The sequence below is a fragment of the Paraburkholderia sp. WS6 genome (assembly GCF_030464835.1).
GTDB classification, from domain to species: domain Bacteria; phylum Pseudomonadota; class Gammaproteobacteria; order Burkholderiales; family Burkholderiaceae; genus Paraburkholderia; species Paraburkholderia madseniana.
The window spans coordinates 64,112-90,465 of the sequence record NZ_JALQCK010000027.1 but is presented as its reverse complement, the minus strand read 5'-3'; the positions used below and the strand labels follow the sequence as shown (position 1 = coordinate 90,465).

Below are 26,354 nucleotides of genomic sequence, written 5' to 3'. Positions count from 1 at the left end.
CCGCGAGCGTATGCCATGATTACCAAACTTGTCGAGGCAGCACTGCGAAATCGCGCCGCCGTGTTGATTCTCGTTGCCGTCCTGATTGTAGCCGGGCTATACAGCATGCAACGGCTGCCTTTCGATGCGGAGCCGGACATCTCGCCGCAGCAGGTGCTGGTGACGACCCAGGCGCCCGGGCTCGCGCCGGTCGATGTCGAGCGCTCGATCACGGCGCCAGTCGAGCTCGCGCTGCAGGGCTTGCCTGGCATGCAGAGCCTGCGCTCAATTTCGCGTTACGGTCTCTCCGTAATTTACGTGCGATTCGCCGACGATACGAACCTGTACCTCGACCGCAATCTGATCGGTGAGCGGTTGCAGACGATACAGCTTCCACCCGGCACCAGCGCGCCGCAGATGGGGCCGCTGTCGGATGGCCTGAGCGAGATCTATCAGTTTCAGGTACGTGGCCACGGCCAGTCGCTGATGACGTTGCGCACACTGCTCGACTGGCAGATCTCACCGAAGCTGCGCCAGGTGGAAGGCGTGGTCGACGTAAATGTGAACGGCGGCCTCCTGAAGACCTACGAAGTGCAGGTCGACGACAATGCGCTCACGCGTTATGGCCTGTCGGTCGGCGACATTTTCAATGCCGTTCAGATGAACAACGGCGCAACAGGCGGCGCGACAATCGAGCACAACGGCGGAGAATCGATCATCCGCGGCGAGGGGTTGCTGCGTAACACGACCGACATCGGCAACATCGTGCTTCGTACCGCTGCGGGCGGTGCGCCGCTTTACGTTCATGACGTGGCGCATATCGACGAAGCGCCAATGCCTCGGCTCGGCGCGGTCACGCGTGACGGCAAAGGCGAAGCCGTCGTCGGCGTCGTGCTGATGGGCATCGGGCAAAACACGCGCGTCGTTGCACAGCGCGTGCAGGACGCAATCAAGGAGATCAACCGGACGCTGCCGCCCGGCGTGGAGGTTGCGCCCTACTACAACCGTGCGGACCTGATGGACCGGGTGCTGCATACGGTCGCTCACAACATGGTCGAGGGTGCCGTGCTCGTCATCGCGGTGCTGCTTTTGCTGCTCGGGAATGCGCGTGCAGGGCTGATCGTCGCAATGGCGATTCCGCTGTCGATGCTCGTCGCCGTCATCGCCATGTACGGTACGGGAATGTCGGGCAATCTGATGAGTCTCGGCGCGATCGATTTCGGCCTGCTTGTCGACGGTGCAGTGGTGATGATCGAAAACGTCGTGCGGCGGCGTTCCGAAGCGCCGAATCAGCCGTTACGCCCGCTCGTGCAGGAGGCAGCAAAAGAAGTCTCCCGGCCTGTGACGTTCGCGGTCCTCATCATCACGGCCGTCTACCTGCCGATACTGAGCCTTCAGGGTATTGAAGGCAAAATGTTCCGGCCGATGGCGATGACCGTTATCTTCGCGCTGCTCGCGTCGCTCGTCCTCACGCTGACGGTCATGCCGGTGCTCGCTAGCCTGTTGCTGCGCGGCAAGGTCGCAGAGCGTGAGAGCCGCATCCTTCACTGGGTGCGCCTGCGCTATGAGCCGATTCTCGCGCGTGCCGCGCAACAGCCTGCGCTGACGATGGGGCTCGCCGTCGCGTTGCTCGCGGTCGCGGCCTTCGCCGCCACGAGGCTGGGCGCTGAATTTTTACCGCGCCTGGACGAAGGGGCGCTGACCGTCACGACGACGAAGCTGCCCGGCATTTCCGTGCCGTCGGCGGTCCAGGCGCAAACCATGGTCGAACGCACGCTGATGCACTTTCCCGAAGTGCAGTCGGCTGTCACGCTCGGCGGCAGCTCAGAGATTCCGACCGACCCGATGGGCGTGGAGCAAAGCGACACCTTCATCATGCTGAAGCCGCAGTCCGAGTGGAAGACGGCGCAAACCCAGGACGGGCTCGTCGCCGAGTACTCCGCGGCGCTGGATCGCGCTGTTCCGGGCTTGGCGCTCAATTGGGCGCAACCGATCCAGATGCGCATGGACGACATGATCGCGGGCGTTCAGGCCGATGTTGCCGTGCAGATTCATGGCAACGATCTGCAAACGCTGCACGATACGGGCGAGCGGGTGGCGGCCGTGATTTCACGAGTGCCGGGCGCGGCTGATGTACAGGCGCAGCAGACGATAGGCCAGCCTTACGTGCGTGTCATCGTCAGGCGCGACGCGGTTGCCCGGTACGGGCTGAATGCTAGCCAGGTGCTCGATATGGTTCAGTCGCTGGGCGGGCGCACGGTTGGGACGATTGTCGACGGTGAGGGCCAGTTCAGCATCCGGGTTCGCATGCAGTCGCAGGATCGCAACGATGTGACGCGAATCGGTGCGCTACGCATCAGCAATGGCGATGGCCGTGAAGTGCCGTTGTCGGAGGTGGCGGACATCCGCATGGAGCCGGGACCATCGACCATTGAACGCGAAGAGGGCCGGCGCGTCATCCTCGTTCAGGCCAACGTGCGAGGGCGCGACCTCGCCGGCTTCGTCGTCGCCGCACAACGTGCGGTCGAGACGCAGGTCAAGCTTCCGCCCGGCTATACGGTTTCGTGGGGCGGCAGCTTCAAGAACCTGCAGGACGCAATGGCGCGCCTTTACGTCGTGGTGCCCATCTCGCTTGTCACGATCTTTGCGTTGCTCTACCTGATGTTCGGCAGTGCCAGCCTTGCAGCGCTCATCTTCTGCAACGTGCCGTTTGCAGCAATCGGCGGCATTTTCGCCCTCTGGATACGCGGGCTGCCGTTCAGTATTTCCGCTGCGGTCGGTTTTATCGCGCTCTTCGGTATTGCCGTGCTCAACGGCGTCGTGCTGGTCAGCAGCATCGTCGAATCGCGCGCTCGCGGCCTGAGTGCCGTCGAGGCTGCGAAACACGCTGCCGCGACCCGGCTGCGGCCTGTCCTCATGACGGCAACCGTAGCGAGCCTCGGCTTCCTGCCGATGGCCTTCTCGATGAGCTCCGGGGCGGAAGTTCAGCGTCCACTTGCGACAGTCGTCATTGGCGGTCTCGTGTCGGCGACCTTACTGACACTGCTGGTTTTGCCAACCGTTTATCCCTGGTTCGATCGCCGCAAAAGCACGGCGCGTCTTGCGCACGTCCCCGAGCGCGAAACGCAATTCGCAGAATGATAGAAGGAGGCTATAACGTGATCGCTCTCAAACGTTCATCCACGCTGTTGATGCCACTACTGCTGGCGGCCTGCGCGGTAGGTCCTGACTTCAGGCAGCCGGCCGCCCCAAGCGGCGCGGGTTACACGCAGGCTCCGCTGCCTTCGAAGACCGCTGCGGCCCCCGGCGCAGTGGGAGAGGCGCAGCAATTCGCTGTTGGCGGCGATATTCCGGGCCAATGGTGGACGCTGTTCCAGTCGCCGGAGCTCAACACGATGATCGACCGCGCGTTCAAGGCGAGCCCAACCATCGCTGCCGCACAGTCCGCGCTTGCCGTGGCCCGTGAGAACATGCTGAGCCAGAGGGGGACGCTCTTTCCGAGCATCGGCGTCGACGCGTCAGGCAGCAGAAATGAAACGGCCACGGCGAGCCTTGCACCCGTCGCCGCGAACAACCAGCGCATTTACTCGCTCTACACGGGCGAGCTGACCGTGTCGTATTCACTCGACGCATTCGGCTTGAATCGCCGCATGATCGAATCAGTATCCGCGCAAGCCGACAATCAGCGTTTCGAACTGGAAGCGGCCTATCTGACGTTGAGCAGCAATCTCGCGCTTGCAGCGTTCAACGTTGCTTCGCTGCGCGGGCAGATCGCTGCGCAGCAGGAGGTGATCAAAGCCCATGTCGAACTCCTCGACATTCTCCGGCGCGAAAGCATGCTCGGTGAAATTGCCGAGGCGGACGTCCTGCAACAGAAAGCAGTGCTTGCGCAGGCGCAGGCCGCGATACCGCCGCTCGAGAAACAACTGGCGCTGCAGCGCGACGCGTTGATCGCGCTCATGGGCGGCTTTCCGAACGAGGATGTCGCGGCCGATTTCGACCTGTCCTCCTTGCACCTACCCGAGGATCTTCCCGTCAGTCTGCCATCGACCCTCGTGGAGCGCCGGCCCGACATTCTTGCCGCGTCTGCGGCATTGCATGCGGCTAGCGCGCAGGTGGGTGTCGCGATCGCCAATCGGTTGCCGCAAATTTCGTTGACAGCCGCCCTGGGAACTTCGCCCAGTGCCATCGCGAACGCATTTACGCCGTACAACCAGTTCTTCACCATTGTCGGGAAGGTCGCCCAGCCGATCTTCCAGGGTGGAGCGCTGCTGCATCGCCAGCGCGCGGCGCAGGCGGCATTCGATCAGGCCAGCGCCCAATACCGCTCAACGGTGATCAACGCATTTCAGAACGTTGCCGATGTATTGCAGAGCGTGCAGGCGGACGCGAAGACGTTGCAGGCGACCGTCAATGCGGAGCAGGCTGCCTCGCGCAGTGTGGCTATCGAACGTGAAAAGCTGCGCTCAGGCGAAGCGTCTTATCTGTCAGTGCTGAGCGCGGAGCAGACCTGGCAAATGGCGCGCATTGCGTCGATACAGGCAAGGGCCGCCAGACTGGCGGATACCGCAGCCTTGTTCCAGGCCGTGGGCGGCGGCTGGTGGAATCGGTCCGATTCACTCGTCTCGACGTTCCCGTCAAACCAACCGCGATAAAACAGATCATGAAACGACTTTGTACAATTTTTGCGTTTGCGATCGTGCTAGCCGGTTGCGCGACCCAGTCGCAATCGCGCCATCTCACCTCGAACCGACAGACATCGGATGGCACAGTAGTCGACTACGCTGGCGTGCCCTGCCGCAATCAGAATATGCATGTGAAATCGCCCCTCTGCTTGTATCCGCGGACCCTGCACGCGTCACACGGAGCCCATATGAGGTTTTGATAAATCATCTCCGCTCGAGACGCGCACCGTGTGCGGGACTCTTCAACGACTCGAAGCGCGCCTCGCTGCTATCCGCGAGAATGGCATCGATGGACACAACGTTGTGCACCATGTTGTCGTATTCGATGGCGTTTACCCCTCTGCGGACGACGGCCACAAGATGCTTTTCAACAGCCTGCCAGGTCACGTCACACATTACCAAAAGGTCATTTTCGGGCCATGTCGGGTTCATGCGTACGACGCAACAATGGAAAAAACGGAATCGTCGATCTTTTTCGACAGTGGAAACAATCGACGCGGTCCGTCAACTCAGTCCATTGGGGTTCAATTGATGTTATCGCGACTACCTACATTAAACCGTCTGATTGTCATCTCGGCTCTGCTCGCATCGATCGCATCGATCGCAGGGTGCGCAGATTCGCCGAATGGAGCGGCCTACTCCTCCGCTCGCAACGAAACGCCGCGCCGGCCACACGCATATCCCTGCCAAGACATGCATGTGAAAACGGTCAACTGTCCGGCGACCTGAACACACGTGGGGGTTGTCACGTTGTAGGCGGCTTTGTCGCGATAACGATTTCAAGGTGAGCAAAGTCTGATGTGAACAGGACTACCTATGCAGCCAACGAATAGAACTGCTCAGCAGGAATTTGTCGGGCGCCGTTGTCTTTCATCTGCCCCTTGGCGATCATGTGCGCCACCTCGATGCCACCAAGCAGGATGCGGGCGCACCGAAAATTCTTGAACCCGAGCATGGGTCGGGTGCGCCGCTTGATCGCGTGGTGGTCCTGTTCGATGACGTTGTTCAGGTACTTCGTCTGGCGGATCTTGATGGGCGTTTCGCGCGCGGCGTTGATGGCTTCCAGCGCAGCCAGATTGGCGCCACTTTTGTCGATCGTCACCGTCTCGGGTTCGCTATTTTGGGCGATCGATTTTTCGAAATACCGGCGCGCCGCGGCCTTATCCCGATGGGCCCGCAACAGAAAATCGATGGTGTTACCGTCCTTGTCGACGGCGCGATACAGGTATTTCCATTGGCCCTTGACCTTAATGTAGGTCTCGTCGACGCGCCAGCTCTTGCCGACAGGGCGTTTGTGACGGCGAAACGCTTTCTCCAGCACCGGCAACAGCTTGAGGGCCCAGCGATGCACGGTTGAATGATCGACCGAGATGCCTCGCTCCTCCATCATTTCTTCCAGGTTTCGCAGGCTTAGCGCATAAGACACGTACCAACGCACGCACGTCAGGATTACATCAAGTGGGTAATGCAGGCGTTTGAGCACTCGAGCCACGGCCGGATTCAGCGTCTTCATCAAGCTTTTAGTCATTAATCTTGTTCCGCACATCATAGCGGACCGCCTTATTGCGACAGAACCAGTCAGAGACATCAATTGCTGTCGCCGGCATCGAATGGCGAATGTGCTTTTACGCAACCACTTCCGCGGGCCGAATCAAGTTGGACGCATCGTCGAGGCAGTGAGCAGGCTGCCAACCGTAGAGCCATCCATCGCGTCATAGAATCGCTCCTGCTTGCGGCCTGTCCAAAGCGCATTTCTAACGAGCCGTTCGACGCCCGCGGCGTGATAAATACGCCCCATTTCGCGCACCGACAGCACGACACGAGCTGCGCGTGCAACACGCGCTCTTTCGTACAAACAGAGCGCCGCCGGAAAATCAAAGTCCGTTTCGTCGATCGCTGCCCCAAGCGTGACGGCATCTTCCAACGCCATGCATGCTCCTTGTGCGAGGTACTGCATCATCGGGTGAGCGGCGTCGCCCAACACTGTCGCGCAGCCTTTGCTCCAGGTATCGACGGGGTCGCGATCCGCCGTGCTCCAGCGGCGCCAGGAAGTCGGACAGTTCAGCAACTGCCGCGCGCGCGGGTGAACGCCCTCGAAGTAAGACAACACCTCTTCCTTGCTGCCGTCGCTCACACCCCAGACCTCCTTGTCGCGACTATGAAACGTGACGACCAGGTTGTACTCGCGACCGCCTCTCAATGGATAGTGGACCAGGTGACAATGCGGACCGGCCCAGACCACCGGCGCATTCATGCGCAGGTCTTCCGGCATTTGCTCCAAGGGCACCACCGCACGATAGACCACATGGCCCGAGACGCGATGTTCATCGCCAACGATTACCGATCGGACGACCGATTTGACGCCGTCGCAACCAATGAGCGCCGCGCCCTGAAACACCCGATTCGAGTCAGTTTCGACGTGTGCTGTACGTTCGTCGAACGTCACATTGGCGATGCGGGCACCGGTATGCACGCGGACTAGCGGATTCTCTCGAACCGCATCGAATAATGCGGTATGCAAGTCAGCCCGGTGCGTGACAGCGTAGGGATTGCCGAAGCGCGTACGAAATGCTTCGCCGACCGGAACGGAGGCGACTTCACTGCAGTCAACCGCATCCATCATGACCAGACGTTCGGTGAAAACAGCCGTTTTCCGAACGGCTTCGCCGACCCCAAGTGCATCGAGCGCGGCGAACGCGTTGGGCCCCAGCTGCAGCCCTGCTCCGATTTCCCCGATGTGAGGACTCTGCTCAATGAGATCTACCGACAGTCCTCGTTGAGCAAGCGCAAGCGTCGTAGCAAGGCCGCCAATTCCGGCGCCGGCAACAAGCACATTGGTCGCTCGGGGATGTAGCATGTTCATGGTGTCTCCTTCATTTCATGCGTATAAGAAACATCGACGGCCGAGGCCTGTTACGCCGCGTCTATCTGCGCGGCGGGCTCTGCTTTTTTGAAGGCGTCGAGGGTTAAAGCGTGCGAGGCGATCCGGACGATGGTCGGGTACGAGTCAAGTGGAACGAGCATGCGCTGGGCATTGAAAACCTGCGGCACCAGACAAAGATCGCCGATTGTTGGGGTATCGCCGAAGCAAAACAGACCCGTGCGCTTGTCGCTCGAGAGCTTTTTCTCGAGCGATGAAAACCCGAGATCGATCCAGTACCGATACCACGCGCTTTTCTGTTCGTCGCTGACTTCAAGCGTTTGCTTCAGATATGCAAGAACCCGGAGATTGTTCAACGGGTGCATCTCGCATGCAACTTGCAATGCCAGCGAGCGCACGTACGCTCGATCGACGGCCGACGCAGGAAGTAACGGCGGATCACGATACGTTTCATCAAGGTATTCGACAATCGCAAGCGACTGCGTGAGCAACTGGCCTTCTTCACCAACAAACGTCGGCGTGAGCGCGTCCGCATTGAGCTCTCGATAGGCCGCATTGAATTGCTCCCCACCCCCGCGGGTGAGATGCACGGGAATGTATTCGTAGCTCAAGCCCTTCAATGCAAGTGCGATTCGCACGCGATATGAAGCGGAACTACGAAAATAGTTATAGAGCGTGATCATGATGCGACTCGCACCTTGAGCGGCGGGAACCCTTCGATAGTTCCCGTCATGGTCTCTCCGCGCTGGACCGCGCCCACACCTTCCGGCGTACCCGTAAAAATAAGGTCACCCGGCTGCAATTCGAACAGCGACGAGAGATTCGCAATGGTCTCTTCTACCGACCAGATCAGGTGCGAGATGTCGCTTTTCTGGCGCACCGTGCCATCGACTTCGAGCGCGATTGCAGCGGATGCGAGCGGTCCGATATCAGCGATTCTGCGCAACGGTCCGACGGGTGCCGAGAAATCAAATGCTTTTCCGATTTCCCAAGGGCGCCCCTGCTCGCGCATTTTCATTTGCAGATCGCGCCGCGTCATGTCCAGTCCGACTCCGTATGCATAGATATGCTCCAGCGCCTTATCGACCTCGATGTCCTTTCCCGCCTTGCCGATCGCGACAACAAGTTCGATCTCGAAGTGAAAGTTCGACGTTTGCGGCGGATAAGGAATCGTGGCGGTTTTTCCCGCTTCGACCGGAACGATCGAGGCCGCGTCATTTGGCTTGCAGAAGAAAAATGGCGGTTCGCGATCCGGGTCGAAACCCATCTCACGTGCATGCGCCGCATAGTTCCTGCCGACACAATAAACGCGTCGTACCGGAAGACGGTCTTCTGTTCCTTCAACCATCAAGCCAACCGGTGCAGCGGGTTCGAATACATATTGCATGGTGTTTTCCTTAGAAGATGTATGCGGTTCAGTTGTCCAAAAAGGCTTCGCGCAAGATCGATGCAGCGCTTTGCAATGGCCGGTCGGAGAAGCTGAACAGCACTGCGTCGTCGATGGACGAGAGCCGCAGCTCCGCCCAGGACGGCACGACGAACACGTCGTGTGGCTCGAATTCAAAACGCTGTCCATCGATGACGGCGCTGCCGCGGCCTTCCACAACGCAATAGACCGTGCCGTCGGTCGCGCGATGACGCTTGCCCGCGAAGGCCGCCGGCAGCAATTGAAGAAACGTGGCGATGGTAGGCATCGGAGACCCGCCTGTCAGCGGGTTCACGTAGCGCAGCTTGTGTCCATGCCAGGCGTCGACTGCGTCGGTGCGCTTCAGGGTGTCGAGCGCCTCTCGACTGCGGGCGTATGGATAGTTGAAGATCGGTGAATTGGCGAGCGCACCCACGTTCTTGACCGGCGCCATGTTGTAGCCAAAGCGCGCAAAGGTGCTGCCTTCCGGGTGGGTCACGCGCTGCGAGAGCTCAGTATCGTTTTCTGCAAAACCAGCATCGAAGAAACGCAGCATGGGAATATCCAGGCCGTCGAGCCAGACGACCGGTTCGGATACGCCGTCGATGCCTTCGTTGCCGTGATCGTGCCAGGCCCACGACGGCGTAATGATGAAGTCACCCGGGTGCATGAGCGTTCGCTCGCCGTCGACCGTGGTGTAAGCGCCTTTGCCGTCCACAATGAATCGCAAGGCTGACTGTGCGTGCCGGTGTGACGGCGCAACTTCACCGGGAAGAATGAGCTGCAGTCCGGCGTAGAGCGACTGAGTAATCGAAGACAACCCGGGGAGTCCAGGATTCTCCAGTACGAGGACGCGTCGCACGGCCTCCTCCGCCGTGATCAGTTGCCCTGACTGCATCAAGTACGGCTGGACATCGCGATAACGCCATAGCGTCGGCGTGGCGGGCGATCTGGGCTCTCGCGGCACGAGGCTATGCAGCGATTCCCACAACGGCGTCAGGTTGAGACCGCGAATCCGGTCATAGAAGTCTTGCCGCGTGGGGGCAGGTTCGTGAAAGGCATATGGCGCGTTCATCGCGTCTCCTGATGGCTTCGTTTTGGTTGATGCCAGTCTAGGAAAGGCGCTCCGGACTTGTCCATAAAGGTCAGCCTATATGCCCTATCGGATACGCCGATAGCACGCTTGCGACCTGTCTCGACGGCTGTATCGGTTTTTTCGATGGCCCCCATCAGTGCCGCTTTATGGACACGGCGCCCAGTCTCACTAATATCGGGTCAATAAGCACCGCACTACGACGGCGACGTGCAACGATCCATCAGGAGACAACCGTGACATCCCCCTCATCCATTCGTGTTGATCAGTTCATCGATTCGCGTCCGTTCTCATCGTTCCAGAAGCGCGTGCTGGCCTTGTGCTTTCTGGTCGTCGCCATCGATGGTTTCGACACCGCCGCGATTGGATTCATCGGACCGGCGCTGCGAGAGCAATGGCACCTGAATGCGGCAGCACTTGCGCCGCTTTTCGGCGCGGGCCTCTTCGGGCTGATGGCCGGCGCTCTGTTGTTCGGACCCATGGCCGACCGCTTTGGGCGCAAGACCATCCTCGTCGGATCGGTCGTGATATTCGGCGCGGCCAGCCTTGCCTCGAGTCTTTCACCGGATCTGCTCTGGCTCGTGGTGTTGCGCTTCATCACCGGCCTTGGACTGGGCGGAGCGATGCCGAACGCCATCACGCTGACGTCGGAGTATTCACCCGGTCACAGGCGCTCGGGGCTCGTGACACTGATGTTCTGCGGATTTACGTTAGGGTCGGCGCTTGGAGGACTCATGAGCGCACAGCTTTTGGCCGATCTTGGCTGGCGCGGAATTCTCGCCATCGGGGGCGCGGCGCCACTTCTATTGGCTCCGCTATTGCTGCTAGCCCTTCCTGAATCGATGCGCTTCCTCCTGGTTGCCAAACGCGGGCGTGAATCGAATCAGGAAAGTATTGGGCGGATTGCGAGGCGAATCGACCCACGGCTCGATCCACGAATGTATTTCGTTGCGGGTGAGGCACCGGCGAAATCGTCAGTGCGTACGCTGTTTGCGCCGGAGATGATCACCGGCACGCTGCTCTTGTGGGCGACGTTCTTCATGAGTCTCTTAATCGTCTATCTGCTCTCGAGCTGGATGCCAACCTTGCTTGCCGGCAACGGCATTTCCCTGCGAAAAGCTTCGTTTATGACAGCGACCTTTCAGATCGGCGGTACGGTCGGCGCAATTTGCCTCGGACGCCTGATGGACCGTCGAGATCCGCATCGCGTCTTGTCCCGGGCTTACATTGCGGCTGCGGCGTTCATCGTGATGTGCGCACTGGGCGGCAGTTCGGTCGTGACGATTGTGATCGCGGTGTTCGGTATCGGCCTATGCGTGAGCGGCGGGCAAGTCGGTGGCAACGCGCTGGCGGCGGCCTTTTATCCGACCGCGAGCCGGGCGACGGGCGTTGCGTGGGCCAATGCCGTCGGCCGCAGCGGCTCGATCGCAGGGTCCCTTCTCGGCGGCGTGATGATGAGCCAGAACCTCGGCTTCAAAACCATCTTCCTGATGCTGACCGTGCCTAGTCTTGCCGCGGCCGTATCGCTTGCCGTGCTGGGCCGGGTGCGCCATCAAAACGGGGCAATCGAAGCATCGCCGGCCATCGCTATCGGAGACTAGTCGGGCTGGTCCGGCGCGGCTGTCGGACCTGACGACTCGAGGAACAGATCGGTCAGCACGGTGCGCAGCCATTTATGCGCCAGGTCCTGATGCGACCGCTCATGCCAATGCTGCTTGACCTGATATTCGGGAATAACGAATGGCAAGGTAAAGAGGCGCACCGAAGTCTCATTGGCAATCAGTTCCGCCAGTCGCAACGGGACCGTAGCGAGGAGATCCGTATGAGCGATGATATTGGCAACGCCGAGATAATTCGGGACTTCCAGTACGACTCTGCGTTCCAGCGAAAGTTGAGCAAGCGTGCGATCCACGAGGGAATGCCCAGTGCCTGATGGCGTGACGGTGACGTGTCCTTCCGCGAGATACGCATCGAGCGAAGGATCCGACCTGACACGCGCGTGATCGGGCGAAACCATGCCCACATAGTGCTGAACAAATAACTTCTGTTGATAAAAGCCGGCATCGAGCTGGGGCATAAACCCGATCGCAAGATCCGCTTCGCCGGCTTCCAGCAAATTCGCCGTCTTCTCCGTGATATGCAGCACGCGAATCATCACGCCCGGTGCAATCGCTCTAAGGCGATTGAGCAACCTTGGCAAGATGACGATCTGGCTGATATCCGTCATCGCGACCCGGAACGACTGCCGAGCGGTGTCGGGATCAAAGGATTTCCGGTGTTGCGCGACCGATTCGAAAGAGGCGAGCAACGCCAAGGCCCGCTGATGAAGCTCTACGGCGAACTGCGTCGGTTCCATGCCCTGTGGAGCACGAACAAAGAGCGGGTCCTGGTAGTGCTCGCGTAGTTTCGACAAGTTGAACGAGACTGTCGGCTGTGACAAACCCAGGTTGAGCGCTGCCTGCGAGACGCTACGCGTTTTATAAATCTCCACGAGCGACTGAAGCAGCTTGATGTCGATATCGGTCATCACTGCATTTTAGCCGCGCTTTTGGCCGCTGTTAATCCGGCCATTCCCGACTCGCAAACGCGTTCGATCGCGCGCGTCCCTCGAGCGGAAACGCGTGAGCCATTCACTCGTCTGCGCGTGTCTGACGCCCGGTAACCCGATCCGACGGGTCTGCCTGATCGCTACGCGCTGCAGCCCTCCTTTCCTACAGTCGGCCCACTGACACGGAGGCCCAACTCGCGCGATGAAACGACCTCCTGGCCAGATCCTGCGCTATCCGACCATGCGGTTTCATATTTCGCCAGCGTCGATGAGTGCTCCCTGCTTACGCAGACTCGCTCTCACTTCATCGACATCCACGCGCTTGTCTCCGGCGTAGTATGCCGCGCCGACGCCAGCGGCTTGCCCGGTCGCGAACGCAGTTCCCATGACCCGCAGGCTGGCGCCGGCCTTACGATCACCGTCTGCAGTGCGGCCGGCGGCGAACAGGTTCGGTGTATCGACGCTCATCAGGCACGAAAGGGGAATATCGTAGGTGCCCTCGTCTGGCGGCGCTTCGAAACTGCTTTCGTAAGTCACGCGGTCATGCCATTCCACACCCCAGGTACCCAGCGCAACCGAGTCAGGTGCGCGGGCACTCGCCATCACCTCCTTCCACTTAAGCTGGCGAACGCTGTCGATATGGCGGCTTTCCCGTGTCCCGAACTCCGGACCCGTACAGGCGAGATACGCACGCTGCCAACCGGGCAGCCGACGCAGTATCTCCAAGTATTGCCACGCCTGTTCGCGGCCGCTTGCCTCGGCTCTGGACAGGCTTTCGACATCTCGCGGATCGTAATCTACGGATGCCAGATAAGCCACGACATCACCGGAAACCGGCAGACGCGCGATCACACTTTTGTCCTTCGTCAACCGACGATGGTCGTTGCCATCGACCTCTTGCGTGGCTGCGCGAATAGCGGCGTGCACACTTTCTGCGGAGATATCCGCATCGGTTGTGACGCCGCCGAACCGTGTCCCGAGCGTGCCAAGATTGACCGCGCCGGCGTTGCCATAACGCGTCGAGGCACCGCTCAAAGCGGCGAGATCGCAGTCGCCGCTGGCATCCACGAACGCCGCTGCTTCGATCCAGTGTTCGCCTGAATGATCGGCAAAGCGAATCCGCGAGATCTTGCATTCGGTGCGTTGTGCCCCGGTTACAAACGCATGCAAGAGAACGTCGACGCCAGCGTCCCGGCAGACCCGGTCGAGAACCAGCTTGACGGCTTCGGGATCGAAGATCAGAAAGACGCCGCGATGCCGTTGCGGCGGCGTGATGGCGCCCATCGCGCGGAGCATCGTAATGACCTTGTCGGCCACGCCCCGCACGGCCTGCCGAGGCTCGTCCTGCAATGTATAGATGCCGCAGTAAGTCAGGACGCTACGCGTGGTCGATGCCCCGCCAAGGCAGCCCGCCGATTCGATCAACGCCACTCTTGCGCCGGCTTGTGCTGCGCCGACTGCGGCGGCAACTCCAGCGGAGCCACCGCCGACGACCACGACATCATATTGGCGAATCATTGACACTTGTCCTCCCTATCGATTGCAAAAAACATCCAGCTGTTAGCGTGCCTTGCTGACGCGCGGCGCTGTCCATGCACTAGTCGGCCGGCAGCTCGCGCACCGCCATCATGCTGACGCACGCGACCAACGGCCCCAGCGCGAGCGTGATGAACGCAGCGAGAAATGAATGTGACCACTGATATACGGCGCCCACAGTGACCGGCACGATCACGCTGCCGAGTTGCCATAACGCGTTCGTCATTCCCGTCGCCGATCCCGCGAGCAAGGGGCCCGCTATCTCGGCGATCATGGCCGCCATCAACGGACTGTAGGCAAAGGCTGTTACGCCAAGCAGCGGCGCAACCATGCGAAATTGCGTCTCCGTGTGAAGCGAGCCGAACACCAGCAACAACCCTGCGAACGACCCTACGCACAGCATGACCAGCGCTTTCCGGCGTCCGCCGAGCCAGTCCGACAGAAGTCCGATGCACGGCTTCGACACAATCGCGCCCACCCCGAACATCATGGTGATCGACCCGGCGGCACTGGGTGAAAGGCCATGGCCCTTCACCATCAACGCATTGGCCCAGAAAGCGAAGCCCCAGGTGCCCCACATCGCCCCGAGCCCAGCGAGCGCGACGAGCATCAGGTTGCGGTTGCGCAAAAGCAACCGGACATCGATCCTCTCCCGGTCACGCGGCAACTGTTTCTGTCGACTGGACAGAGGCCCGTCGCGCAGGACGAACAGGCAAGCCATCCCGAAGACGCAGGTCACGACACCCAACCCCTGATAAATCTGCGTCCATCCCGAGAAATGCAGAAGCATCGGTACGAGCCAGTTCGTTAGCACGACCGCAAGCGACGTGGCCGTGAGCAGCAGGCCGATCGCTCGACCGCGGCTTTTGACGTCGAACCAGGACGTCGTCAGCTTGATGCACGCGGCATAGTCGCAGCCGGCCGCAAGACCCATGAGCGCCTGAAGCATCAATCCCATGTATAGCGACGTTATCGATCCAAACAACGCGGTGCAGACGCCGAGTGGCACCAGCGAGAGCGACAGCATCAAGCGGGCGCCGAGGAGATCGGTCGCAAGTCCCCCAACCACGTTCGACAGCACATATCCTGCGTAGAAGGCCGTGACGAACACGCCAAGCGCGGCAATCGGCATGCCGAGAGACGCCCCGGCCGCGAGGCCGAGACTCCCCCACGCCAAGCGGTCAACGAAGGTCAACAACAGCGCGCCCCAGGCAAACAGCAGGACGACCCAACGATACCCGGTCCTTAGCATCGGCGCCTCTTCCGCTGTGTTCTCATTGAGCGCCGCGCTCATACTGAACGTTTTCATCTCGTCTCCTGATGGCGGCCCTTGGTTTGGGCCGCGATGACAGGCGTCTCTCCAACGCTCTATTTGTATGACAGCGGGTCGCGACGACCGTCACTGCTACGTCGCTGCTGCCGCCGACAGTTCGTGATCTATTGGACATGCTGGAGGCTCCGTATAGGCATACCCGCGATGCATCAGACGTTCACCACCGCTGTAAATCGCTGGCGATGCCGAATGCAACGACGCACGGTTGTCCCAGAACACCAGGTCACCGACCTGCCAGACATGACGCAGAACGAATTCAGGCTGGGTCGCATGCACAAGCAGCGCTGCGGTCAGTTCGGTACTCTCGTCTTCCGAATAGCCGCTGATCATCTTCATCAACGTCGGGGTGACGAAATAGAGCTTCTTGCCGGTCACCGGATGGGTCTGGACCAAGTCGTGTATGCGGTCGGGCCACTTCGTCCGGTCTTCTGCAGACAGTGGTTTTGCCGAACCCGGATTTTTCGCAAGCAGATGGTCGTTGTGCTTGTTGAAGTTGTGCGTCACCTGACGACCCTCGATCCGGTCGCGCAATGGATCAGGCAGTGTCGCGTACGCGTTCACGGAACTGGCGAACAGCGTGTCGCCCCCCCACATTGGGCGTTTTTACGCAGTACAGCATCGTGACGCCGTCGAGGTGAGCGTCGCTTGCGGTATCGCTGTGCCACAGATTGCCGTGGCGATCCAGAAACGCGGACGGGCTGCCGTCCGGATGCTTCGTATTGCCGACGCGACCAATCTCCGGTACCCCAGGGACATGAAACTCTTTGCGCTGCGAGATCTTGGGGGTGCCAAAGCGCCGCAAAAACGCGGTCTGCGCCTCGGCGCTCAATTGCTGTCCGCGAATGAGCACCATCGAGTAACGGTAGTAGGCATCAAGCACCGCCCGAAAGTCTTCGTCGCTCAGACGTTTGCTCAGATCGCAACCGCGGATCTCAACGCCGATGGTCGGGTTAAGAGGAGTAAGCGTGATTGACATGCAGGAATTCCATCCACGAAGGAAGCGATGGACTTACTATAATTGCCGGCTTGTAGAGAGTGAATAGCCTGTTTCCATAGAGCACTTTTCTGTTTAACCGAACGATAGACCCACTAGGGGATACCCTAAGCAGCCGTATTGGCGAGGCGAAAATGGACATCGTGACCAATTTCAGAACGTTTCTCGAAGTCGTCCACTGCGGAAGCTTTTCGGCGGCGTCGCGAAAATTGCATATTTCGCCGTCAGTCGTAACCAGCAGGATCGAGCAGCTCGAATGGAACGTGCGGTCTTCGTTGTTCGAGCGGAGCACGCGAAAGCTCTCGCTCACCGACCAGGGGCGACGTTTGCTGCCTGTCGCTCAACGCATCGTGCATGACGTGGACGACGCGATCAGCAGCATCTCGGGTAATACGAACGACCTCGAAGGACCCCTGCGTATCAAGGTGCCCACCACTCTGACAGCGGTGTTTCTCGCGAGAGTGCTCGCGGGTTTTCAACAAGCTCACCCGAACGTCTCGCTAGATGTGGTCGTCATCGACCGGAACGTAAATCCGGTTCAGGAGGGATTCGACCTCGTGGTGGGCATGCTGCCGGCGAGCTACGACGATGTGCTCGATGTGGGACTTTGTCCGCTCGACAGGTTCGTCGTCGCATCCCCGCTATATGTGGCGGTCAACGGCTACCCGCAGCATCCGGCAGACCTTTCGAGGCACCGATTGCTTAACTTCGGACCAACTGGACCAATCTGGTCTTTCGAGGGCCCTGAAGGTCAGATCGCTGTGACCGTGGAACCGCACCTGACCACGAACGACGGCCTTATGTTGCTCGAATCAGCGCTGGCAGGGATAGGCATTGCGATCGTCTCGTCTTACATGGCCAGCGCTGCTCTTGCGGGCGGGCAACTCGTGCGCCTTCTGGACGCGTTCCCTGTCCCTCAGTTCTGGATTCGTGCGCAAATTCCTCACAGCCGCTCGCACCTTAGCCGTGTCCAAGCGCTGCTGACCTGCTTGCGCGAGACTTTTGATCCGGCGGGTGTCTGGGAAAAAAATATGAACCGTTGATATTCGTGAACTGCCTGCTCAACGCAGCGAAGCGCAGAAGAAACGAACGCTGCCGTGTCACGGACGCTGGACCTGCCACCGGCTGATGTGACTGCCGCGCCTGCAAACGCCAGCAGTAAGAGGAGTGGTACGTAGGCATCGAACAGCGCGATATCACGCGGTACGGTTGCCTCCATTCGGATTGGGCGCTGGCATGCCCGACATCGAAACGTTCAGCGGCGATCGCTGGTCGAGCAAGGCGGTACGGATAAAATGGAGGTAGGTGAGCATGCGCTGCAGCCGGTGCCGGTCCTCGCGCGATGTAATTACGGTGTGCAGCGTCTGCAGTGCGGCATCGATGCTGGCCGACGTCGCTTCGTGCGCCGCGATAAGTCGCTCGCGCGTCGGTGTATCGAACAGTGCGGCCAGGGCCTCAAGCATACGTTGTGTTGCGCGCCGCCACGCAGCCGACGGCGCGTAGCGTGCATCGTCCGGCAAGTTTGCCAGTTCGGTGCGCAGCTCGATCGCAGCGTGGCCCATTTCGAGCACGGTGAACATCCACGCAAGCATCTGAGCTTGCACGTCGGGCCGGTCCGTGGCGAGCGCGTTGGCCTGATGCATCAGGTCTCGCGTGCCGCTTTCCAGGGACTGGCGGGCGTGCCCGAGCCGGTCCGTGCATGCGGCCGCCACTTGCTGCAGCAGGTGGCGTAATAGGCGATTGCGCAACCAAGGGCTTGCTGGCGGCAGCAGCACCGCGCTCGCGACCGCGGTGACAAGCATCGAAACAATCAGCGCAATCGCATCGTTCATGAACGACGACGGATCGTAATGAATGAGGTTGTCGGGACCGGCGAGCAAGCTGAAGAAGAGGCAGTAACCCATTCCGTATCCAGCCAAGCGTGGGCGCGTCGCCATCAGCATGCCGACCAGCAGGAACGGTACGAGTGCGGTGCAAAGCAGTACGTAACCGTCGATGCGCGGATACACGAAGAACATCGCGATGAGCCCTGCCACTACCGCGAACACGGTGCCACCGGCCATTTGCGAGGCTGTCTTGGCCGGCTCAGGCATCAATGCGAGCAGTGCGCACGTTGCCGCCGCATTGAGTACCGCAGTGCCGCCGCTGGTCCACGCGGTCGCGATCCAGAATGCGCCCAGCGTGAGCGACACGACTGCCGCGCGCAGGCCGGCGACACCTGCCGCGATCGTGTTGGTTCTCGGCACGTAGCGCTCTTCAGTGCGTTCCCGTTCATGCAGATCCGCCGTAAGCGACCCATACGTCAAGGTATACGCATGCATTTCGTCGACGAATCGATAGAGCAGTTCGGCGGCGGTATCGAAATCGAGCAGGTCGATCCGGGGACGGCTCTCGAGCATCGCGCGGGTTTCGCGGATGCGCCGGGGCAGCATCTCCTTGAACACCTGCAACTGCGCGGCCGCGTGTCCGGCATCGGCTGCATTGCGCACCGGTTCACCATTCTTCTTTAGCAGCAGGGGCGAGACTTCGCGCAAATATGGCTTGATTGCGTCGATGACCTCGTGCTGTCCGTTTGCGCGAATTCGGTTCATCAACTGATGCAACGAGTGAAAGCGCGTCGACGCGATCATGAATTCAGTATTCAGGCGCGAGAGCCGTCCACTGCGCATCCGCGTGCGCGGGTCTTCAAACACCGCGAAGCTGCGCAAGGCTTCCAGACCCACAACGTCGGCGACAAAGCGCGCATTGATCTGCTCGGCACCCGCGCGATCGACGCGACCGGCAAGCGTGTCGGCGACGAATTCGACAAACCTCGCATAGCGCGCGCGGACCACGGTGCGAACTGTGTCGCCCGCATGTTGCGGGAGCACCAGTGCGCTGACGGTGCCCGCACAGATGATGCCGAGCGTCACCTCGGTCACGCGGGTGACCGCGGCCATGAACGCGCCATCTGCGTGCTGTGCGGCTGGGATGCCGACGAGTGCTGCCGAATAACCGGCGAGTACGAAGCCGTACGAGCGGAAATTCCGGTTGCATGCGGCGCCGAACGTACAGATGCCGACCCAGATCGACACGGCAAGCAGGAACAGTGTCGGCTGCTGCGAGAACAGCGCGATTAGCACGATCGTGACGAGCGAGCCGATCAGCGTCCCGGCGATCCGGTAGAAGCCCTTAGCGAGCACCATCCCGCTTTGCGCCTGCATCACGATGAAGACGGTCATCATCGCGGTGTGCGGCTGCGGCAATTCGAGCTTCATCGCAATGCCTAGCGCAAGCAGCGCCGCGCTGACCGTTTTCAGGATATAGATCCATGCGAGCCCGTCGGTGCGTGCCCAGTCGAGCAGCGCATCGCGCCACGCGGAGGCCGACATGAGCCGGGCGGTGAGGGACGCGCGCGCGTTCATCGCGCGGCCTCCTGTGTGGCTTTCGCCGCGGCGTCGCGAACGGATGCCCGCGCGCTCGCCGATGTGCCTGCCGATGCCGAGGCGGGCACGGACTTATCATCGTAATCGCGTTGAGCATATAGAGGCTCAAACCCTTGGCCTGTTCGAGCTTGATAGCTGGCGGCATCACCAGTTCCTGTTTGGCGCTTGCTCAGATCACAGCCGCGAGTTTCGACGCCGATGGGCGGATGGAGAGGGGTGAGAGTGATTGACATGCGGAAACTTCCATAAGCGATGCGCCTACTATAATTGCGCGCTTAGAGATGGTGAATGGCCTGTTTTCCGGGAGTAGTTTTCTGTTTTATCGAACGATAGCCACTCTTGGCAAAGCCCTATGCCCGGTCGGGTTGGAAAGTACCGTGCGATACCCTTGCATCGAGGTCGACGACGTACTGGAGATCTCGGAGCAGACCAAGATTTAGCTTCGCCATTACCGGCCGCACGCTAAAACAGTTCGATAGGGTTCGTGCAGCCGCTATCTCACCTGACGCCGTGCGAGTACAAACGGCCACGAACCGTCGTTCAATTCTGTCGTCAGTCAGACGTTCACGCGTCGGCTCCGCCCCCTAATCGGCCATCCGGTTGTCAAAACCGAAGCCCCTTTATCGGCCGACGACGAGCGGCTCAGGTCGACCCTCATGGGACTCTCAGATTTCTCCATAGCGGCCATTCGTTTTTCAAGTCGGGGGCCGATTAGCATGTTGCTGAAGAAGTACCCGATCTCGACGGTGGCGCCGTTGCCGCTGCTCGTGCTGATCTTCGGGGAGCATATCGGCACACCGAAGGCCGCCGCAGCGAGCCTCATCGTGCTTGGGCTCGCAATCGGCCTGTATGGGAAGCACATCGGCACGGTCATCTTGAGGCGCGCGGGCTTGATCGACGCGGCGGTGCAGGGCCCTCGTACGAGCCGGCGGCATCTGCCGGTCAAGGTTCGGACGTTCATCGATCATCTCGTCGAGTATTTCGGGCGGAAGGCGCAGGGCGTGGTGGCGTTTCTGGATCACGCCGCCTCACTGTCCAGCTCGAGCCAAGGTGAAATCACGACCGCCCGAATAGCCGCGAGCCACTGAGCGTCGCCGGCGCAGCAGCAGCGTAAGGAAGAGCGTCAATGAGGCTGGCTATCGCTGTTCAGCATGGAGATATCGGTAGTTGTTCAAGCGCAATTCTTGAGGTGTAATTTCATAAGCATCACGAAAGGCACGTGTAAAGTGGGATGCGCTGTTGAAGCCGACTGAATAGCCAATGTCTTTGATCGGAGTCTTCGGAAATCGAACGAGATCGTCTGCGGCGGCGCGCAAGCGAAGATAGCGAATGTAGGCGCCAAGCCCGCCGTCATGTTCGAACAGCCGATAGATTGTGCTGCGCGGGAGCCCTAGCGATTCAATGACGCCCTCGGGCGATAGCCCGCCTTCCTGCAGGTTAGAGCGTACATAGCGTCGCGCATATTCGTACATCAGCGCACGGTTGACGGCTCGCTTGCTGCCGCTCAAACCAGCCTCTTCCCCGAATGCGACCACGATCAGTTGAACCAGGTCGGCGAGCTTGCGATGGGCGTCCTCGAACCGCACGAACCGGAAGTTCTCGACAAGCGCCTTGGCACGCTGGACTATAAGCCGTGTGCCAGGCTTGCCCGGATCGAGCACGCGGCCGTGTATCGCTCCCGGATCGGGAAACACTTGCCGCAGTAAGTTGGGGGGCACCAGAAGCGTGATGTATCGGCATGCCTGCCGCAGCACGCGTACGGGTTGATCGAGGTCGTTGGCAAGCACGCTGCCCCCAGAAAAGGCGTACCCACGCCTATTGGCGTGCGTCATTGCCGAATGCGCATCACCATCCAGGAAAATGGTAAAGCCGATGCTGCGCGCGGTATCGCGCGAAATGCGGGCGATGGTGCGCTCTATTACGACATAATCGGTAAAGGTGTCGCTAATACTGAATTCGCCGATATCGTAGCGGTCACTGACGCAGATAAAGGGCTGTCGGACTTGCTCACGCGACGGCACGATCTCGATAACATGGCCAAGCCGCTCCCAATAAGCCAGCAATTGCTGCTGCGGTGGCAACCCGGCAACATCGAATCGGCTGTAGGCAATGGCGTTCGCGACCATAAAAAGCAATCCTGTGGCGAAGTAGGATGATAAAGATGCGGCGCAAGATTACCCCAAATCGCCAATTTTCATCTACATAAAAGTGGCGGCGTGAAGTCGCCTCCTATTTACCGCGTTGTGCGAAACCAACCACATTGCCCGCTTAAATCTCAAGTCCAGAGTCAAATTGACGTTAATACGTCGTGCAGGGCCAACGTATAGTTTCGCCGACAACCGACACACCCCACTCTCACATGGATTCAACTCTTATCGAAACCGATTCCGCAGCGCATTTCCCACGCCGATACACAACCATCAAGGTAATCGCGTACTGTGGCATCCTGCAGAACATCTATTCGCTTGTGCAGTTCGCATATATCTGCGAGTTCTATCGGCAGAACTGGCAAGTAGCCGTGCATCTCCATTGGCCCTGGCGTTGGCGTTGGCCGGCTGCCGCCCCGCGGGTTTTATATATGCCTACGCACGGGAGGCGCCCGACTTCGAGGCAGCGAAGCCTCCCGCTCGCGATATGCTGCACGTCAATATTCGCCGGCTGATTTCCCCCTCGCCCCGGGGATCTCCTTCGCATGTCCTGTTCGGGAGGATGCTCAGGTGTTGCCCTGGTTTTGAGCTGCCTTCTCGATGGTGCGACAATCGAATAAGGACAAGCCACTCCTCAACACTGCACACCGATGGTCCGTTCAATCTGAAAGGATAAGAACATGCGTCGATACATCTATCTCGCGGCATTGCCTGCCACCTTCGTTGCCGGCATGTTTGCATCTCATCTGGGCACACTGGCGCGGGCCCAGGCGTCAGACGTACCGCTAACGGCGCAGATCGTTGACCTGGCAGCCTTAACCGATGCCGATCTTGGTCCACAGATTCCGAACATGGGCACCTTGCGTTCGAAGGGTCTGGTCGTCACGCCGAGCGGGACCGTCGCAGTGCAGACCGGTAACGTACCCAGGCATACGCATAGAGGTTCTGACGAAATCCAGTATGTGATTTCGGGAAGCGGCACGTTCTGGTTAGGTAACGAACAGCGTCAGATCCACGCCGGCGACTTGATCACCATCCCGAAGGGAACCGTGCATGCGGGGTCCGAGCCGACCAGCGGCGAATTCAAGGTCATTTCTATCAAGCTGCCGCCGCAAGCTCCAGGCGACATGCAGATGGTTCCCTGACGTGCCGTCGATATCCGGCGCTCCCTGATCGACGCAAGACAGACACTCGCGCGATCGTCAGGATCGTGTTCACGGACACGCTCGAAATAATCGAGCGCGCGTTGCCGCCGGCCCGCGCACGCCTCGGCGAGGCCAAGCTGTCGATACACGGCAACCTGTCATTCGCACGATCATGCCTTGACGTTGCTACGCCCAGAGAACGGCCGCTTACGAGAAAAGCGTGAGGCGGGACCCGACCCGTTTGAGACACACGGACACGATTGGCGACGGACTGCAATCGGGTCAACATGAGTCATCTACCCATATCGCTTCGCCTGCTGTTCGTCGACCATTGCGGCCAGCAGCCTGTGCGCTGGCCGTGGGCGGACGATGGCTGTACCAGTGAGACAACCCGGAATTTGAATACCAATTAACGTTAACCCGAAGGCGGGAAACGACGGTGCTGGTGGCTGCGGCGGCGGCCATAACAGCGGTTGTTGGCAACCGCGCGTGGGCGATTGGCGTGAATGCTTCTGGAAGAGGCTTGAGCGAGGGATCCGACAATTAGCCTGGACAGTACGCGCTAGCGCACTTACCGCGTGTTCATGACAATACGATGATGGTCGTCACCGGCCATCGAGCGCTTCGCCGCATAGCCAGGCACTAGCGATGCTGGCGATGCGGCGTCGTGGCGACGGCTGCGGCCAACAATGAAGTTACGTCAATTGCCGCATATAGGGGAGCAGAGACAAATGAACGTCATCGATACGTGGGCCATCGCGTCCATAAGTAAAGTGGCCATTCCCTCTCCAGACTTCACCCATGTAGTTGAAGCGGTCGTGAACGCGTACTTGCCCAAGGGTGTGGTGTTGGTTGCACTGCTGTGGTGGGTCTGGTTCAGGCCCGAACGTGCGGAAGGACCTGACGGCGAGGCCGTTCGGCGACACCGTCGCGAGCTCGTGGTGATCGCCATTGCAAGCGGCCTCATCGCGCTGGCGGCTGGCCGCCTGCTTGCGCTCTACCTGCCGTTTCGCCTGCGGCCGATGTACGAACCGGCGTTGCGTGCGTTCTTTCCGGAGGCCAACGTGGACGAGCCGGTACTGCGAACGTGGAGTTCGTTTCCGAGCGATCACGCCATGCTCTGGTGCGCGGTCGCTATGGGCATTTTCCTCGCCTCACGGCCCGTGGGGATTTACGCGCTATTGCACGCCGTGGTGCTGATCGGCCTGCCGCGCATCTATCTCGGCGTGCACTACCCGACGGACGTGCTGGCCGGTGCGGCACTCGGTATCGGCATCGCATCCGTGATGAGCGCCAGGGCGATACGCACGTGCATCGCCGCACCGATACTGGCGTTCGCGCAGCGCTATCCCGGCGTGTTTTATGGCGCCGCGTTCGTGCTCAGTTTCGAGTTGGCGACACAGTTCCAGGAGCTGCGCGTGCTGGCGCACGGCCTGGTACATGGGATGTCCCACGCGTAGAACCGCGGACATCCGTTGCCGGCAAGCGAATATTTATTTCGTGCAAAAGCATCCCAATAGAGATGAGGGTTCGAGGCGGCCCGAACACAAACAGAAATCGCATACCATTCAACCGATTACGCTCTGAGTCCCACGCCGCGGCCCGATCTCCTCCCGTCACTCAGTGGCCGTAAAACGAGGGCACGCCGATCTATGCAATAACGCCGCATCGTTCATACTTTGCATCTGCATCTGCATCTGCATCTGCATCTTCATCAGAACCAGAAATGAACAGGTTTTTTGCGGGAGACTTTGATGCGAATTTTGATTCTTGGAGCAGGCGTGGTCGGTGTGACGAGCGCCTGGTATCTGGCGCGCGCTGGCCATGAGGTGGCGGTGCTTGATCGCCAACCGGCTGCAGCGCTCGAAACCAGCTTCGGCAACGCCGGCCAGATTTCACCGGGCTACGCGTCGCCGTGGGCCGGGCCAGGCGTACCCGCCAAGGCCATCAAATGGCTACTGCAGAAGCATCCGCCACTGTCACTCCAGCCGGACGGCACCTTGTTTCAGGTGCAATGGCTCACACAGATGCTGGCTAACTGTACTAAAAGGCGTTATGCCGTCAACAAGGCGCGCATGGTGCGGCTCGCCGAATATAGCCGCGACTGCTTCGTGGCCCTGCGCAACGATACCAATATCACCTACGAAGGTCGCCAGCAGGGCACGCTGCAAGTCTTTCGCACGCAAAAACAAATGGACGGTACCGCCAAAGACATCGCCATTCTGAAGGCAATGGGAGTGTCTTATGAGTTGCTGTCTCGCGACGAACTGGCTCGCGCCGAACCGGCACTTGAAGGCTCAAAGAATAAGCTGGTCGGTGGCTTGCGTTTGCCAGGCGATGAAACCGGTGACTGCCACGTGTTCACCACCAAACTGGCCGAGATGGCGCAAGCACGGCACGTGCAGTTCCTGTTCAAGCGCAGCATCGATGGCCTGGTAGTCGAAGGTGGCACGCTAAAGGGCGTACATTCCAGCGGCGAGACATTGACTGCAGACGCTTGTGTTGTGGCACTGGGCAGCTATTCCACCGCACTGCTGCGCGGCCTGGTCAGCATTCCAGTCTATCCCGTCAAGGGTTATTCAATTACTGTGCCGATTACCAGCGCGGCGCAGGCACCGGTCTCGACCATCCTCGACGAAACCTACAAAGTCGCGATCACCCGCTTTGAGGATCGAATTCGCGTGGGCGGCATGGCCAATCTGGTGGGCTTCGACAAGGAACTGCACGGCACCCGGCGCGAGACGCTGGAATATGTTGTCACCGACCTGTTCCCGCATGCAGGCGACGTGACGCAAGCCAGCTTCTGGACTGGCCTGCGGCCTATGACCCCAGACGGCACGCCGATTATCGGCCCGACCGCGATCAAGGGCCTATGGCTTAATACCGGCCACGGCACTCTGGGCTGGACCATGTCCTGCGGTTCGGGACAATTGCTGGCGGATTTGATGTCGGGCACAACACCGGCGATTACCGCCGACGATTTTGCGGTCAGTCGCTACAAGAACTAACCGGACAGGCAACAGGGTGTGCAACCTTGGCAGCAGGACCTGCTTGGTGTCACCGCCTGTTTTTGCTTATGCGCTCCCATTAAACGGCAGGCCGGGTTCGACCCGGCAGAGACCTTCAGTTTTCCCGGAAGCGGTCATTGCCACCAGCGCCCGCTCGACAGAGTCGTGACACCGA

General features: G+C 60.0%; 20 protein-coding genes and 2 pseudogenes. 9 read left to right on the top strand and 13 right to left on the bottom strand.

The window, feature by feature from the left end:
- Positions 1–15 precede the first annotated feature (15 nt).
- Both M0D64_RS28120 and M0D64_RS28115 read left to right on the top strand, forming a co-directional pair.
- The gene (locus M0D64_RS28120; protein ID WP_266260130.1) at positions 16–3,120 is read left to right on the top strand and encodes an efflux RND transporter permease subunit; all 3,105 of its coding nucleotides are present in this window, start codon (positions 16–18) and stop codon (positions 3,118–3,120) included.
- 17 nt (positions 3,121–3,137) lie between these two features.
- A complete protein-coding gene (locus M0D64_RS28115) occupies positions 3,138–4,634 on the top strand; it encodes an efflux transporter outer membrane subunit (RefSeq protein ID WP_266260129.1) in 1,497 nt (498 codons plus the stop codon).
- A gap of 234 nt (positions 4,635–4,868) precedes the next feature.
- Here M0D64_RS28115 and M0D64_RS28110 read toward each other — a convergent pair whose 3' ends face one another.
- The 6 genes and pseudogenes from M0D64_RS28110 to gtdA form a co-directional block, all read right to left on the bottom strand.
- A complete protein-coding gene (locus tag M0D64_RS28110; RefSeq protein WP_266260128.1) occupies positions 4,869–5,096 on the bottom strand; it encodes a hypothetical protein in 228 nt (75 codons plus the stop codon).
- Between the two features lie 382 nt (positions 5,097–5,478).
- A complete protein-coding gene (locus M0D64_RS28105; RefSeq protein WP_266260162.1) occupies positions 5,479–6,177 on the bottom strand; it encodes an IS6 family transposase in 699 nt (232 codons plus the stop codon).
- 112 nt (positions 6,178–6,289) lie between these two features.
- Positions 6,290–7,527, bottom strand: a pseudogene (locus M0D64_RS28100) (3-hydroxybenzoate 6-monooxygenase).
- 50 nt (positions 7,528–7,577) lie between these two features.
- Positions 7,578–8,225: a maleylacetoacetate isomerase gene (maiA, locus tag M0D64_RS28095; protein ID WP_266260161.1), complete on the bottom strand. Its 648-nt coding sequence runs from the start codon at positions 8,223–8,225 to the stop codon at positions 7,578–7,580.
- Complete coding sequence (locus M0D64_RS28090) at positions 8,225–8,932, bottom strand: fumarylacetoacetate hydrolase family protein (RefSeq protein WP_266260127.1); 708 nt, start codon at positions 8,930–8,932, stop codon at positions 8,225–8,227. Before M0D64_RS28090 ends, maiA begins: the two co-directional genes overlap by 1 nt.
- Positions 8,933–8,960: 28 nt before the next feature.
- Positions 8,961–10,025 carry a gentisate 1,2-dioxygenase gene (gtdA, locus tag M0D64_RS28085; RefSeq protein ID WP_266260126.1) on the bottom strand — a complete coding sequence of 355 codons (1,065 nt, stop codon included), beginning with the start codon at positions 10,023–10,025 and terminating at the stop codon, positions 8,961–8,963.
- 254 nt (positions 10,026–10,279) lie between these two features.
- Between gtdA and M0D64_RS28080 the strand changes: the two genes are divergently transcribed.
- Complete coding sequence (locus M0D64_RS28080; RefSeq protein WP_266260125.1) at positions 10,280–11,644, top strand: aromatic acid/H+ symport family MFS transporter; 1,365 nt, start codon at positions 10,280–10,282, stop codon at positions 11,642–11,644.
- Here the strand turns inward: M0D64_RS28080 and M0D64_RS28075 are convergent.
- From M0D64_RS28075 to M0D64_RS28055, 5 genes are all read right to left on the bottom strand, one after another.
- Positions 11,641–12,570 (bottom strand): LysR family transcriptional regulator, encoded by a 930-nt coding sequence (locus M0D64_RS28075; RefSeq protein WP_266260124.1) that lies wholly within the window; start codon positions 12,568–12,570, stop codon positions 11,641–11,643. The two genes, M0D64_RS28080 and M0D64_RS28075, sit on opposite strands and share 4 nt — an antisense overlap.
- Positions 12,571–12,840: 270 nt before the next feature.
- A complete protein-coding gene (locus M0D64_RS28070) occupies positions 12,841–14,109 on the bottom strand; it encodes an FAD-dependent oxidoreductase (protein ID WP_266260123.1) in 1,269 nt (422 codons plus the stop codon).
- Positions 14,110–14,188: 79 nt separating this feature from the next.
- Positions 14,189–15,436, bottom strand: coding sequence for an MFS transporter (locus M0D64_RS28065; RefSeq protein WP_266260122.1), 1,248 nt, complete (start codon positions 15,434–15,436; stop codon positions 14,189–14,191).
- A gap of 96 nt (positions 15,437–15,532) precedes the next feature.
- The gene (locus tag M0D64_RS28060) at positions 15,533–15,991 is read right to left on the bottom strand and encodes a TauD/TfdA family dioxygenase (RefSeq protein ID WP_266260121.1); all 459 of its coding nucleotides are present in this window, start codon (positions 15,989–15,991) and stop codon (positions 15,533–15,535) included.
- A gap of 4 nt (positions 15,992–15,995) precedes the next feature.
- Positions 15,996–16,436, bottom strand: coding sequence for a TauD/TfdA family dioxygenase (locus tag M0D64_RS28055; RefSeq protein ID WP_266260120.1), 441 nt, complete (start codon positions 16,434–16,436; stop codon positions 15,996–15,998).
- Between the two features lie 152 nt (positions 16,437–16,588).
- Between M0D64_RS28055 and M0D64_RS28050 the strand changes: the two genes are divergently transcribed.
- Positions 16,589–17,497 (top strand): LysR family transcriptional regulator, encoded by a 909-nt coding sequence (locus M0D64_RS28050; protein WP_266260119.1) that lies wholly within the window; start codon positions 16,589–16,591, stop codon positions 17,495–17,497.
- Between the two features lie 153 nt (positions 17,498–17,650).
- Here the strand turns inward: M0D64_RS28050 and M0D64_RS28045 are convergent, their stop codons facing one another.
- A complete protein-coding gene (locus tag M0D64_RS28045; protein ID WP_266260118.1) occupies positions 17,651–19,858 on the bottom strand; it encodes an FUSC family protein in 2,208 nt (735 codons plus the stop codon).
- A 386-nt stretch (positions 19,859–20,244) separates the two neighbouring features.
- On the opposite strand from M0D64_RS28045, the pseudogene M0D64_RS44925 reads away from it, so the two are divergent.
- Together M0D64_RS44925 and M0D64_RS28040 are read left to right on the top strand one after the other, a co-directional pair.
- Positions 20,245–20,319, top strand: a pseudogene (locus M0D64_RS44925) (integrase); the annotation flags it as partial.
- 276 nt (positions 20,320–20,595) lie between these two features.
- Complete coding sequence (locus M0D64_RS28040; RefSeq protein WP_266260117.1) at positions 20,596–20,967, top strand: hypothetical protein; 372 nt, start codon at positions 20,596–20,598, stop codon at positions 20,965–20,967.
- A gap of 48 nt (positions 20,968–21,015) precedes the next feature.
- On the opposite strand, the gene M0D64_RS28035 is transcribed toward M0D64_RS28040, so the two are convergent.
- Entirely contained in the window at positions 21,016–22,005 is a 990-nt protein-coding gene (locus M0D64_RS28035; protein WP_266260116.1) for a helix-turn-helix domain-containing protein, read from the bottom strand.
- Between the two features lie 701 nt (positions 22,006–22,706).
- On the opposite strand from M0D64_RS28035, the gene M0D64_RS28030 reads away from it, so the two are divergent.
- The 3 genes from M0D64_RS28030 (at position 22,707) to M0D64_RS28020 (ending at position 26,179) form a co-directional block, all read left to right on the top strand.
- Positions 22,707–23,171, top strand: coding sequence for a cupin domain-containing protein (locus M0D64_RS28030; protein WP_266260115.1), 465 nt, complete (start codon positions 22,707–22,709; stop codon positions 23,169–23,171).
- A gap of 731 nt (positions 23,172–23,902) precedes the next feature.
- Complete coding sequence (locus M0D64_RS28025; RefSeq protein ID WP_266260114.1) at positions 23,903–24,631, top strand: phosphatase PAP2 family protein; 729 nt, start codon at positions 23,903–23,905, stop codon at positions 24,629–24,631.
- 294 nt (positions 24,632–24,925) lie between these two features.
- Positions 24,926–26,179: a D-amino acid dehydrogenase gene (locus M0D64_RS28020; RefSeq protein ID WP_266260160.1), complete on the top strand. Its 1,254-nt coding sequence runs from the start codon at positions 24,926–24,928 to the stop codon at positions 26,177–26,179.
- The last annotated feature ends 175 nt before the right edge of the window (positions 26,180–26,354 follow it).